At 68.2% G+C, this 12,548-nt stretch carries 12 protein-coding genes and 1 riboswitch; all 12 genes read right to left on the bottom strand.

Going from position 1 to position 12,548, the window contains the following annotated elements; all coding sequences use genetic code 11:
* Positions 1 to 258 precede the first annotated feature (258 nt).
* Positions 259 to 969, bottom strand: coding sequence for a thioesterase II family protein (locus tag ACAG24_RS22950; RefSeq protein WP_370474689.1), 711 nt, complete (start codon positions 967 to 969; stop codon positions 259 to 261).
* A gap of 20 nt (positions 970 to 989) precedes the next feature.
* Entirely contained in the window at positions 990 to 3,848 is a 2,859-nt protein-coding gene (gene gcvP / locus ACAG24_RS22955) for an aminomethyl-transferring glycine dehydrogenase (RefSeq protein ID WP_370474690.1), read from the bottom strand.
* 150 nt (positions 3,849 to 3,998) lie between these two features.
* A riboswitch (glycine riboswitch) is annotated at positions 3,999 to 4,097 on the bottom strand.
* Between the two features lie 123 nt (positions 4,098 to 4,220).
* Positions 4,221 to 4,838: a MerR family transcriptional regulator gene (locus ACAG24_RS22960; protein WP_370474691.1), complete on the bottom strand. Its 618-nt coding sequence runs from the start codon at positions 4,836 to 4,838 to the stop codon at positions 4,221 to 4,223.
* 220 nt (positions 4,839 to 5,058) lie between these two features.
* Complete coding sequence (locus ACAG24_RS22965; protein WP_370474692.1) at positions 5,059 to 5,556, bottom strand: bifunctional nuclease family protein; 498 nt, start codon at positions 5,554 to 5,556, stop codon at positions 5,059 to 5,061.
* A gap of 93 nt (positions 5,557 to 5,649) precedes the next feature.
* Positions 5,650 to 6,393, bottom strand: a complete 744-nt coding sequence (ftsR, locus tag ACAG24_RS22970) for a transcriptional regulator FtsR (protein ID WP_370474693.1) — start codon at positions 6,391 to 6,393, stop codon at positions 5,650 to 5,652.
* Positions 6,394 to 6,451: 58 nt separating this feature from the next.
* Positions 6,452 to 6,922 (bottom strand): glycogen accumulation regulator GarA, encoded by a 471-nt coding sequence (gene garA / locus ACAG24_RS22975; RefSeq protein WP_370474694.1) that lies wholly within the window; start codon positions 6,920 to 6,922, stop codon positions 6,452 to 6,454.
* Positions 6,923 to 7,080: 158 nt separating this feature from the next.
* Positions 7,081 to 7,476: a glycine cleavage system protein GcvH gene (gene gcvH, locus ACAG24_RS22980; RefSeq protein ID WP_370474695.1), complete on the bottom strand. Its 396-nt coding sequence runs from the start codon at positions 7,474 to 7,476 to the stop codon at positions 7,081 to 7,083.
* Between the two features lie 21 nt (positions 7,477 to 7,497).
* Positions 7,498 to 8,253, bottom strand: a complete 756-nt coding sequence (locus ACAG24_RS22985) for a DUF881 domain-containing protein (RefSeq protein ID WP_370474696.1) — start codon at positions 8,251 to 8,253, stop codon at positions 7,498 to 7,500.
* Between the two features lie 3 nt (positions 8,254 to 8,256).
* Positions 8,257 to 8,589 (bottom strand): small basic family protein, encoded by a 333-nt coding sequence (locus tag ACAG24_RS22990; protein ID WP_270718809.1) that lies wholly within the window; start codon positions 8,587 to 8,589, stop codon positions 8,257 to 8,259.
* A gap of 13 nt (positions 8,590 to 8,602) precedes the next feature.
* Positions 8,603 to 9,493, bottom strand: a complete 891-nt coding sequence (locus ACAG24_RS22995) for a DUF881 domain-containing protein (protein ID WP_370474697.1) — start codon at positions 9,491 to 9,493, stop codon at positions 8,603 to 8,605.
* The gene (locus ACAG24_RS23000) at positions 9,490 to 10,074 is read right to left on the bottom strand and encodes a CDP-alcohol phosphatidyltransferase family protein (RefSeq protein WP_370474698.1); all 585 of its coding nucleotides are present in this window, start codon (positions 10,072 to 10,074) and stop codon (positions 9,490 to 9,492) included. The genes ACAG24_RS22995 and ACAG24_RS23000 overlap by 4 nt, the downstream gene beginning before the upstream one ends.
* 11 nt (positions 10,075 to 10,085) lie before the next feature.
* Entirely contained in the window at positions 10,086 to 12,452 is a 2,367-nt protein-coding gene (gene secA2, locus ACAG24_RS23005; protein WP_370474699.1) for an accessory Sec system translocase SecA2, read from the bottom strand.
* Between the last annotated feature and the right edge of the window lie 96 nt (positions 12,453 to 12,548).

Below are 12,548 nucleotides of genomic sequence, written 5' to 3' on the forward strand. Positions count from 1 at the left end.
TTGCTCAGCCTTGCGACGCCCGGATGAGCGAGTACGCGGCCGCAGGCACTGAACTCAGTGCTCGTTTCGTCTTGACGCGCTCGTAAAGCGTTTGCTCATATTGCACGCTGGCGTCAATATACCACCTGACTTGCCGGTAAGAAGCAGGTCCGATGGCGTCTTCGGGGGTGGCTCCATTGTGGAATCGGTCCGCACCGCAATGTGCTCGCCGCCGGTCACGGCCACAGGGGGTGTGGCGAACACCACACGAAAACGCAACTACCTGCGCAGCCGCGACCAGATCTTGTCTTCGACATCGGGCACGAGGTCGCCGAGATGGTCGTTCAGGTAGAAGTGGTGGCCTTTGAAATCGCGAGCGGTGAAACCGGCGGTCGTCCTCTCCGCCCACGGCATCACCTTGTCGGCCGTCGCGATCTGGTCGTCGTCCCCGTAGTAGGCGTGGATGGGGCTCGACAGTTTCGTGTCCGGCGGGCACCGGTAATTGGCGATCGATTTCAGCCCCCGCAGGGTGGGCAGGATCGCCGCAGCGAACTCCGGGCTCTTCATGAATTCCGGATCGGCCCCCGTGATCGTGCTGACCGCGGCGAGCAGGCCCTCGTCGGTGTCGGGAATGTCGTCGTATCCGACCAGTCCCGGCGCGGCCACCGCCGACACGAACAGCGCGGCGATCGGCCGCCCGGCCTCCTCGAAACGACGGGCCACCTCGAAGGCCAACAGACCGCCCATGCTGTGCCCGAAGAAGAAAAGGGGAGCATCGTGCGCCCCGCCTTCCCTGTCCGGCGACACCATCTTGGTCACCTCGTCGGCGAGCGCAGGCAGGCTCGTGAACGTCTCGAAATCCTGCTTGCCGCCCTGCCGGGGGTACTGCACCGCCGTCCGCTTGACGTCCGTCGTGAACGTCTTCGCGAACGGCACGTAGTACTGCGGCGTCCCCCCGGCATGCGGAAATATGAACAGCTTCGGCTGCATGCCGGTCACCCTATCGCCCGTCAGGCGAAGGCCTCGACGGGCGGGCACGAGCAGATCAGGTTGCGGTCGCCGTAGGCGCCGTCGATGCGGCGCACCGGCGGCCAGACCTTCGGCCGGAAACCCTTGCCCAGCGGATACGCCGCCTGCTCGCGGGTGTAGGGATGCTCCCACGTGTCCACGAGCAGGCTCTCGGCCGTGTGCGGGGCACCGCGCAGCGGATTGTCCTCGACAGACCACTCCCCGGAACCGACCTTGTCGATCTCGGCGCGGATCGCGATCATCGCCTCGCAGAAGGCGTCGACCTCGGCCAGCGATTCGCTCTCGGTGGGCTCCACCATGAGCGTGCCCGCGACGGGGAAGCTCATCGTCGGTGCGTGAAAGCCGAAGTCCGCCAACCGTTTTGCGACGTCGTCGACGGTCACGCCGGTGGCTTTGGTGATGCCACGCAGGTCGAGGATGCACTCGTGGGCGACCATGCCGTTCTCGCCGGTGTAGAGCACCGGGTAGTACTCGTCGAGCCGGCGTGCGACGTAGTTGGCCGACGCGATCGCCACCAGCGACGCCGACCGCAGGCCCTCGGCGCCCATCATGCGGATGTAGGCCCACGTGATCGGAAGGATCGACGCCGACCCGTACGGCGCCGCCGACACGGTGTGCTCGTCGGCGAGTTCCTCGGCGAGGGGGTGCCCGGGCAGGTACGGCGCCAGATGCGAACGGACCGCCACGGGACCCACGCCCGGGCCCCCGCCACCGTGCGGGATGCAGAACGTCTTGTGCAGATTGAGATGGCTCACGTCGCCCCCGAACCGGCCGGGACGGGCCAGGCCGACGAGCGCGTTGAGGTTGGCGCCGTCGACGTAGACCTGTCCCCCGGCGTCGTGGACGGCGGCGCAGATGTCGGCGATGTCGTGCTCGTAGACGCCGTGGGTCGACGGATAGGTGATCATCAGCGCCGAGAGCCGGTCCGCGTGCTCGGCGACCTTGGCGCGCAGGTCATCGAGGTCGACGTCACCGTTGGCGCGGCAGGCGACGACGACGACCTTCATGCCGACCATCGCGGCCGACGCGGCGTTGGTCCCGTGCGCACTCGACGGAATCAGGCAGACGGTGCGGTCCCGGTCGCCACGCGCATGGTGGTACGCCTGGATCGCGAGCAGACCCGCGTACTCCCCCTGCGAGCCGGCATTGGGCTGCAGTGAGATCTCGTCGTAGCCGGTTATGCCGGTGAGCCAGGACTGCAGGTCGGCGATGAGCCGCCGCAGGCCCGGCGTGTCGGACGCCGGACCGAACGGATGCTGACGGCCGAACTCGGGCCACGTGATCGGCTCCATCTCGGCGGCGGCATTGAGCTTCATCGTGCACGAGCCGAGCGGAATCATGCTGCGGTCCAACGCGATGTCCTTGTCCGCCAGCGAGCGCAGGTATCGCATCATCTCCGTCTCGGTGCGATACCTGGCGAACGCCGGGTGCGTCAGGAACTCGGTGGCCCGCGTCGCGATCGAGGGCCCGTCGAAGTCACCGGAAGCCGCGGACGCCGAGAACGCGGCGAGGACGTCGGCGATGTGGGCCTCGGAGGTGGCCTCGTCGCAGGCCACCGAGACGTGGTCGTCATCGACCAGCCACACGTTGATGCCCCGCTCCTTGGCCGAGGCGCGCAGCTCACCGGCGCGGCCGGGCACCCGCGCGAGCACGGTGTCGAAGAACGTGTCGTGCACGACCTCGACCCCCGCGCTCGACAATCCCGCCGCCAGCGCGCGGGCATGACCGTGCACGCGGTGCGCGATCCCGCGCAGGCCATCGGGGCCGTGGTAGCTCGCGTACATCGCAGCCATCACGGCCAGCAGCACCTGCGCCGTGCAGATGTTGCTGGTCGCCTTGTCGCGGCGGATGTGCTGCTCGCGGGTCTGCAGCGCCAGCCGGTAGGCCGGCGAGCCGTCCGCGTCGACCGAGACCCCGACCAGGCGGCCCGGTAGCTGCCGGGCCTGCTTGGAATGCACGGCGAGGTAGCCCGCATGCGGACCGCCAAATCCCATTGGCACACCGAAGCGTTGCGTGCTGCCGAAAGCGACGTCGGCGCCGATCTCGCCGGGCGGACTCACCAACGTCATCGCGAGCAGGTCCGCGCCGACGGCGACCAGTGCGCCGCGGTCGTGGGCCTGCTCGACGAGGCGGCTCCAGTCGTTGACGCACCCGCTCGCGCCGGGCAACTGGACGATCACACCGAAGAAGTCGCCGTCAGGCAGCCCGTCGCGCAGGTCGGCCGTCACGATTTCGATGCCCAGCGGCTCGGCGCGGGTCGCCAGGATGGCCGCCGTCTGCGCGTACACGTCGGCGTCGACGGCCAGCTTGTTGGCCGGACCGCGGACCGCGCGGTGCATCAGCGTCATCGCCTCGGCCGCGGCGGTGCCCTCGTCGAGCATCGACGCGTTGGCAACCTCGAGCCCCGTCAGGTCGGTCACCATCGTCTGGAAGTTGAGCAGCGCCTCGAGCCTGCCCTGGCTGATCTCGGGCTGGTAGGGGGTGTAGGCGGTGTACCAGGCCGGGTTCTCAAGGATGTTGCGGCGCAACACCGGCGGGGTGAGCGTGTCGTAGTAGCCCTGCCCGATCATCGACACCGCGACGGTGTTGGAGTCCGCGAGCGCCCGCAACTCGGCCAGCGCCTCGTGTTCCGTGGCGGCCGGGGGCAGATGCTCCAGGCCGGGGGCGACACCGTCGGCGGAGAGCCGGTCGAGGATCACCGCCGGCAACGCCTTGTCGGCGAGTTCATCCAGCGATGCGACGCCGATGGTGCTCAGCAGCGTTTCGACGGCTTCGGCGTCGGGTCCGATGTGCCGGTCGACGAAGCGGGGAACGGACGGGGATGACGACTGATCGGACACGAGGCTCCAGGGGGCGCAGACGAACGCGGCTCCTCCCCCTCTGTCGTCGGCCCTCAACCGGGCTGCCTGAGAGATTCGGCCCGCCCGCATGGCGCGCAGGTGGAGCCTTTCCCCATGGGCGGGTGCGTGCACCGCTTTCCAGAGGCATCGGGGCCTTGCGCGGTCCTGGGGGCCTGAGAGGTTGACGGAGAGGTGTTGCTCCTTCGGCGTCCGTGACTGGCGGTCACGGAACTCTCCCGCACAAGGGCGATGCGGGGCTGAGTCTACCCGCCGACGCTCCGAGAGGCCTCGTCAGCCGACTCCGGCTATCTAATCGGCTCAGCCGACTCCGGCTATCTGATCGGCTCAGCCGACTCCGGCTATCTGATCGGCTCAGCCGATCTTGCGGTCGCGGTGCTTGCGCCGCGACGCCAGCTCGTCCTCGGGGGCCGAGATCGATTCGCCGCCGTCGGCGCGTTCACCCGGGAAGTCGGCGATCGCTCCGGTGAGTTCACGCATCGCCCCGGAGACCGCGATGCCGAACACGCCCTGGCCGCCCTGCAGCAGATCCACGACCTCTTCAGCCGACGTGCATTCGTACACCGTGGTGCCGTCGGAGAACAGCGTGATGTTGGCGAGATCCTGAACTCCGCGCTGCCGCAGGTGATCCACCGCGACGCGGATGTTGTGCAGCGAGATGCCGGTGTCGAGAAGACGCTTGACGATCTTGAGGACCAGGATGTCCTTGAACGAGTAGAGACGCTGACTGCCAGAGCCGGCCGCGCCCCGGATCGACGGTACGACGAGCGACGTGCGGGCCCAGTAGTCGAGCTGGCGGTAGGTGATACCCGCGATCTGGCAGGCGCTGGGACCGCGGTAGCCGACCAGTTCGTCGGGCACCGAATCGTCAGGGAACAGACCCGCCTGCACTGGCTCGGCTGCGACCCTGGGAAGCGCATCCGCCTGCGGCGTGGTCAGGTCCAGCTGTTCCTGGCGTGGCGTGTCTCCCACTTGTCGAATCCTCTCGCCGATCGAACCGCGTCGTGACCTGCGTGGGCGCACCTAACCGCTGCTTACACCCTGCTCGAGCCTTGTTCGAGCATACGCTTGAGGGCGTTCTCTGACTGCCCGTCGGCAACAAGTATGGCTGCCCGATTCGCCCGGAAAGAAAACCTGACCCGCGTGTCGAACCCGACGAGACGCATCCGTGACCAACGGGTCAGGCGGCAGTTCAGGTGGCTTTGAAGTCGTCGGGTGAGACGCTGTCGAGGAACTCCTTGAACTTCTCCACCTCGTCCTCGCGGACCGCTCCCCCGGTCGACTCCTCGTCGCTCTCGTCGGGGATCAACAGACCCGCCTCGGCCAGCACTGCTTCCTCGACGTAGATCGGCACGCCGACCCGCAGCGCGATGGCCACCGAGTCCGACGGCCGCGCTGAGACCTTGATGTCGCGGTCGAAGATGAGGTCCGCGTAGAAGGTGCCCTCCTGCAGATCGACGATCCGTACCTCTTTGAGCGAATGGCCAAGGGCGGCAATGACATCGCGGAACAAATCGTGGGTCATCGGACGCAGCGGCTCGACTCCCTGCTGCTCGAGGGCGATCGCGGCGGCCTCGGCCTGGCCGATCCAGATCGGCAGGTAGCGATCGCCGTTGGATTCCCGCAGCAGCAGGACAGGCTGGTTCTGGGGCGGCTCCACTCGAATGCCGATCACACGAACCTCACCCATATGTGCCTACCCTCCGCACCGGTGTGTTGCTCAGTTCCACCAGGTTTGACCAAGGTCTGCGCCGGCGAAATCCCGTCACGGCGAGTCTAGTCCTCAGCGATCCAGAACGTCGCGCACCGCCGACTTGATCAATGACGTGTGCAGCGTGATCGCGAGCGCCGCCACCTCGCGGGCCAGGTCGTCGGCGCGGTCGCGGGCACCGGCTTTGCCGCCCTTGACGACGGGGCCGGCGATCTGGGCGATGAGGTCGGACTGACGGTCCGCCGCGGACCGGAAGGCACGCAGGTGGCGCGGCTCGACACCGTAGTCGGCCAGCGCCCGTGCGCACTGCGCGATCACCACGGCGTGTTCGTCGAAGAACGCCGTCCCGGCGCCTTTGAAGATCGGCGTGATGACCCCGGCCTTGACCAACGACGTCAGCAGTTCGTCGTCGACACCGGAGCGTTCGAGGAGATCGCCACGACTCAGACGAACCTGGGTGGGCCCCACCGGTGCCGCGGTGTGGTCGGTGCCCTCCGGCACCGACACCAGCCGCGGTGTCCCGTACGCCGAAACACTCTGCGGCAGCTCGCCATCAGGCTGCGCGTCCAGCTGCGCCTTGATCACCTTCAGCGGCAGGTAGTGGTCGCGCTGAGCCGTCAGGATGAACCGCAGCCGGGCACAGTCGTAGGCCGTGAACCGCCGGTACCCCGACGCGGTGCGCTCAGGCGTGACCAGTCCCTCGGCCTCCAGGAAGCGGATCTTGGAGATGGTGACGTCGGGAAAGTCGCCGCGCAGCAGGTCCAGGACGACCCCGATCGACATCCCGTTGAGTGCGGGTGTCTCGGGTTGTGTCATCTGTGCGTCCGGCAGGCTCGTGGTGTCGGTGGCGGAATGCCGTGTCGGCTGACGAAGGTCAGCCGGCGGCGCCGTCGTCGCCCTTCGGTCCCGTCAGGAAGACCAGACGGAACTTGCCGATCTGCACCTCGTCGCCGTTGGCGAGGACGGCCGAGTCGACGGGTTCGCGGTTGACGTAGGTGCCGTTGAGGCTGCCGACGTCGACGACCTGGAACTCGCCGCTCTCGAGGCGGAACTCTGCGTGCCTGCGGCTGACGGTGACGTCGTCGAGGAAGATGTCGCTGTCCGGATGCCGGCCCGCCGACGTCGTCGGCTGGTCGAGCAGGAACCGCGAGCCGGCGTTGGGGCCGCGCTTGACGACCAGCAGCGCCGAACCGACCGGTAGTCCTTCCACACCCGAGACCGCGCTCTCGCCGCTGGCGGCGGGCGGAGCGTCGAGCTCGTTGAGGAAGTCGGCGCGGAATACCGAAGTGGTCTCCACGGTGACTTCGTCAGAGTCGGCCCCAGAGTTGAAGTCCTTGTCCGTCACCCGCTGCTCCTCACTGGCTGCTGTGGCGATATGCGGTCGGATTCCAGCCGTCACGCCGCTGGTGTCGACCGTACCGCGCAAACGACCGCGTTGTGTCCACCACTGCCGGATCCGCTGGGTGCGTCCCGGTCTTCTGTCGCAACGACCCTAACAACACCTCAGTCGGCGACGTGGGCGCGGTAGCCATCCGCGTCGAGCAGGTCGGCCAGCCCCGCGTCCAGCGTGCTCGCATCCACCTGCAATTCGACCAGCCATCCCTCGCCGTACGGATCGGAATTGACCAGCGCAGGATTGCTCTCCAGATCACCGTTCACCGCAATGACTTTCGCGGTCAGCGGCGCGTAGAGGTCCGACACCGACTTCGTCGACTCGACCTCGCCGAACGACTCGCCGGAGGCGACCTCGGAGTCGACGTCGGGGAGCTGGACGAACACCACGTCTCCCAGCGCGGCCTGCGCATAGTCGGTGATGCCGACCCGTACCGTGTCGTCACCGGTCCGCTGCACCCACTCGTGTTCGGTGGTGAAGGACAGGTCGGCGGGGATCTCGCTCACGGCGCTCCTTGATCGGTGTCGTTATCTGACGGGCTGAGCGTATTCACGCGGTTTCGGTTGCCGCAAGGCGGTGACGTCGACGCGGTCGGACTGTTCTATCACCATCGTGCCGCCCACGCGTTCGATGCTGTCCATCGCCCCGCCCGGGATGTTCATGGCGGCGGCCAGGGTCGGCGGATCCCCAATCGCGAGAACCGAATACACGGGACCCAGCGTGGTGTCGTCGACGTCGAGCGCGCCGGGACTGCCGGTGATCCAGGTGTCGACGCCGACCCGCACGGCGATCTGCTGGCCGCTCTGCTGACCGCGGATCTCCATCGCCTCCGCGCCCGCGGCGCGCAGTTCGTTGATCACGTCGAGCATCGCCTCTGCGGCCACGCCGTTGGCGGGGTCCTCGACGGTGAGTGTCACGCCGGGGCCGGTCGCCGCCACGCTGCCGATCAGGATCGACAGTGCCGCCAGCCGCTCCCTCGCGTTCTCGATGGCGGCCTGGTCGCTGCTACCCGACGCCTCCAGCTGGGTGAGTGTGCGCTGCAGTTCGGCGACTTCGCTGTTGAGCGCGGCTTCCCGCTGCTGCAGCGAGTCCAGCAGCACGAGCAGGTCGGCTGGCCGCGCCGAGTCCAGCGAATCACCGCTGTCGGTCTGGCGGACCTGTGTGGCGATCGCGACGCCGAGCAGCAGACACAGCAGCACCGCGAGAACCCCGAACACCGACCGCCCGCGCCGCGGCGCGGACTCGGGCGGCAGTTCGTGGCGGCCGTGATGCTGCTCGGTCATCCGTCAAGCCCCGAACAGCCTGCGCCGCAACGCCGCGGCGTTGCCGAAGATGCGGATGCCCAACACGACGATGATCGCCGTCGACAGCTGCGTCCCGACACCGAGCTGGTCGCCGACGTAGACGATCAATGCCGCCACCAGCACGTTGAACACGAACGAGACCACGAACACCTTGGAGTCGAAGATCTTCTCCAGGTAGGCCCGCAGCCCGCCGAACACCGCGTCCAGCGCGGCGACCACCGCGATCGGCAGATACGGCTGCACGAACTCGGGGACGCTGGGATGGAACACGACACCGACCACGATGCCGACGACGAGCGCGACGATTCCGATCACGCGACCATCCCCATCAGTTGCCGCCAATCTGTGTGGCGAAGTTGACTTCTCGCACCGACCCGGCAGGCAGTGTGAGGCCGTCACCGGCGGCGACGTTCACTCCGACGCCGTAGGACGCCTCCAGCAGCCTCAGGCGCTGCAGGCCCGCGCTGCGGTTGATGTTGTCTCCCAGCGCGTGGGGCGGGCCCACGGCGAGGATGACATACGGGCTCGATATCGGCTGGTTGTCGACCAGGATGCCGCCGCCGGCCTGCCGCATCGTCACGTTGGGGCCGACCCGCACGCCGCCCACCGAGATCGCCTCCGCGCCGCCCGCCCACAGCGAGTTGACGACGAGCTGCAGGTCGCGGTCGAGGATCACCTGCTGGCTGCCGTCCACGCGCGGCGTGGAGACGTCCGTCAAGTCCGGTGACATCCCGGGATCGGTGACGGTGACCGTCAGGCCGGGCCCGATCACCGGGGTGGCCGCGGCGGCGTAGTTCGCATCGTCGAGATCGGTCAGCAGCCGACGGCCGGTCGCGTCGCCCTCCAGGCGGCTGCGGCGCGCGGCGTCCACGTCGGCGTCGAGGTCGTTGCGGCGCGCGGCGGCCACATCGGTGGCGGCCTGCGCGGACCGAACGCTGCCGGCCAGCACCTGCTGGGACTCCCTGACACCCGGTGCGGTGTCCTTGGCCTGCGCCCACGCCATCGCGAACACCGACGCGACCACCACCGCGGCGAGCAGTTGCCACAGCACCGTCGACACCCTGCCGCGCGGTCGACCGACCTGTGCCGCAGCGGCATACCCGGGGTCGAGATGATCGGAGAGCAGCGATCGCAGCAGCGACGGCACCGGGATCCGGGTCGGCGCGTCCGGGTGGTCCGCATCGCGCCCCGCCGACTCGTAGCCCCCCAGACTGCTCATGCTCTGGCTCGTGCGCGCGGCAGGGAACGCATCACCATCGTGACCTGGATCAGGTACAGCACCCCCGACCACACATACAGCGCCATGCCCCAGATCAGAAAGCCCCACCCGATCGCCAGCACGACGCGGCTCCACTGGCCGTCGAATTGGCCGAGCAGCACCAGCGGCAGCCCGGACATCAACGCGAACGTCGCACCCTTGCCGAGGTAGGTCACCGGCAACGCCGAGAGCCCGCGGCTGCGCAACAGCGGCAGCGTGCCCGCCAGCACGACGTCGCGACCGAGCAGCAGAATCACGACCCACCACGGGATCACATGTGCCAGGGCCAGGCTGATGGGGACGACCACCATGTAGATGCGGTCGACCGCGGGGTCGAGCAGCTCCCCCAACCGGGACGCCTGGTTGTCGTATAGTCGCGCGATCTTGCCGTCGGCCCAGTCGGAGGCGCCGCTGAACATCAGGATGCCGACCGCCCAACCGGTCGCATCGGCGACCAGGAGCAGGTACAGGAAGACAGGCACCAAAACCAGCCGGATCACCGACAGCACGTTGGGAACCGTCAGCACGCGGTCGCCTGCCATGGAACTAGAACCTAGCGGAACACCCCGGGCAGGCTCAGCGCGGACAACGTGTCGTCGGCCAACGGATTGTCGTGGACCATGTACGTCCACGTCGACGTCGGACGTGCCAGTTTGGACAGATCCACGCCCGGTTCGTCCTCGATGGACGGCGCGGTGTCGAACGTCTGCTGGGCGGCTTCGATGGCGTCGGCGGCCAGCGAACCGAACGCGTCGACGGCCATCCGGTGGAACTCGTCGAGCGGGTTCTGCCTGCCCAGGGCCCGCAGGTGGATGCTCTCGCGGATGTCGGACAGGAAGGCCAGGTGATCGGCCCACGCCCGGTCGAGGTGGTAGAGCATGATCAGCCGGCAGATTTTCTCCAGCTTGGCCTCGGCGTCCTCGCCGAGCTGTGCGCTGACCTCGTCGTAACGCTCCGGGGAGAGCTCGCGCAGCTCGTCGCGGGCGGTCGCCGTGCGCAGCAGCTTGTCGCGGCGTTCGACAAGGATGGCCCGCTGCTGGGCGATCAGCTGGTTGTAGCGCCAGGTGTTGGCGTGCACGTCGAGCAGCCGGCCCTCGGCGACGCGCTGGGCGTGCTCGAGCAGGGTGGCCGCCTTCGGGCTGATGATCCTGCCGTTTTCGTCGCACTCCAGGGGCAGCTTGCTGTCTTCGAGGTGGGACACGACGACGTCGTCCTCCCAGCTGGAGAAGAAGACGGACGTGCCCGGGTCGCCCTGGCGGCCTGCGCGCCCGCGCAGCTGATTGTCGAGGCGCTCGGTGTTGTGCCTGCCGGTGCCGATGACGTGCAGGCCGCCCAGCTCGGCGACCCGTTCTTTTTCCACGTCCTCGTCGCTCGCGGCGGAGCCGCCCAGCCGGATGTCGGTGCCGCGCCCCGCCATCTGCGTGGACACCGTGACCGCGCCGAGCTTGCCCGCCTCGGCGATGACGGCGGCTTCCTCGGCGTCGTTCTTGGCGTTCAGCACGACCGCAGGCACGCCCCGCTTCACCAGCTTCTCGTGCAGCTCTTCGGATTCCGCGACATCGCGCGTGCCGACGAGCACGGGCTGGCCGGTCTCGTGGATCTCGGCGATGTGGTCGAGGACGGCTTCGGTTTTCGCCGCGATCGTGACGTAGACGCGGTCGGTCTCGTCCTCGCGGATGTTGGGCTTGTTCGGCGGTATCGGCGAGACCCCGAGCTTGTAGAACTGCCGCAGCTGCTCACCGGCGGCCAGCGCGGTGCCCGTCATCCCGCAGACCTTCGGGTAGCGGTTGATCAGAGCCTGCACCGTGATGGTGTCGAGCACCTCGCCGGTCTCGGTGGTCTCGATGCCTTCCTTGGCCTCGACCGCGGCCTGCAGCCCGTCCGGCCAGCGTTGCAGCGTCGCGATGCGCCCGCGAGAGGCGTTGATGAGGTGCACCGCGTTGTCGCGGACGATGTAGTGCACGTCGCGCTGGAGCAGCACGTGCGCGTGCAGCGCGACGTTGATCTCGGTCAGTGTGGTGGCGACGTGCTCCTCGGAGTAGAGGTCGATGCCGCCGAGCGCCGCTTCCACCTTGCGGGCGCCCTCTTCGGTGAGATGCACGTTGCGGCTGTCGTTGTCAGTGGCGAAGTCCTTGTTCTCGTCGAGCTCCCCGACCAGCCGGATCAGTTCCAGCCGTGGGGTCTCGCGGTGGCTGGTGCCCGCGAGCACCAGCGGCACCAGGGCCTCGTCGACGAGGACGGAGTCCGCCTCGTCGATCAGCGCGACGTCGGGGTTCGGGGAGACGAGGTCGTCGACGTCGGTGACCAGCTGGTCGCGCAGGACGTCGAAGCCGATCTCGTTGACCGAGGCATAGGTGATGTCGCACGTGTAGGCCTCGCGACGCTCGGCCGCGGTGGAGTCGGCGGTGATCCAGCCGATACTGAGCCCCATCGCCTCGATCAGCGGCCCCATCCATTCGGCGTCGCGGCGGGCCAGGTAGTCGTTGATCGTGATGACGTGGACGTTGCGCCCTGCCAGCGCGTAGCCGGCCGCTGCGATCGCTCCCGAGAGCGTCTTGCCTTCACCGGTGGCCATCTCCACGACGTCGCCCGCGAGCATCCGCAGCGCGCCCTGCAGCTGCACGTCGAAGGGCCGCAGGCCGGTGGCCCGTTCCGCGGCTTCGCGAGCGATCGCGAGGAACTGCGGGATGTCGGCCGAGTCGGCGAGGTCCTGCAGGTCGAGAAGTTTCGCGGCCTTGCTCAGCTGTTCGTCGTCGAGTTCGGAAGCTTTCGCATCGAAGTCCGCCGCCTTGGTCACCTGGTCCATGGACCGTGACTGGTCTTTGTCGGTGCTGGCGCCCAGCAACTTCCAGAACCGCCCGGACAGCCGGCCGGACTTCGCCGCCGATTTCGAGGACGTCTTCTCAGAGGTTCGTGCCACACGATTACGGTACGCGGCTCCCCAGCCCGCGCCGAGCGCACCGTATTCGTGCCGGTCCCGGGCCGTCGGCGGCGTGGGCGCCGGACGTTTAATTGA

This window comes from Mycobacterium bulgaricum, from assembly GCF_041287165.2.
Classification (GTDB): Bacteria; Actinomycetota; Actinomycetes; order Mycobacteriales; family Mycobacteriaceae; genus Mycobacterium; species Mycobacterium bulgaricum.

Bases quoted from the DNA above. Each gene is read 5' to 3' on its own strand.
- ACAG24_RS22950 (WP_370474689.1), bottom strand. From the start codon at position 969: ATGCAGCCGAAGCTGTTCATATTTCCGCATGCCGGGGGGACGCCGCAG.
- ACAG24_RS22965 (WP_370474692.1), bottom strand. From the start codon at position 5,556: ATGGGTGAGGTTCGTGTGATCGGCATTCGAGTGGAGCCGCCCCAGAAC.
- ftsR (WP_370474693.1), bottom strand. From the start codon at position 6,393: ATGACACAACCCGAGACACCCGCACTCAACGGGATGTCGATCGGGGTC.
- ACAG24_RS22985 (WP_370474696.1), bottom strand. From the start codon at position 8,253: ATGACCGAGCAGCATCACGGCCGCCACGAACTGCCGCCCGAGTCCGCG.
- ACAG24_RS22995 (WP_370474697.1), bottom strand. From the start codon at position 9,493: ATGAGCAGTCTGGGGGGCTACGAGTCGGCGGGGCGCGATGCGGACCAC.
- ACAG24_RS23000 (WP_370474698.1), bottom strand. From the start codon at position 10,074: ATGGCAGGCGACCGCGTGCTGACGGTTCCCAACGTGCTGTCGGTGATC.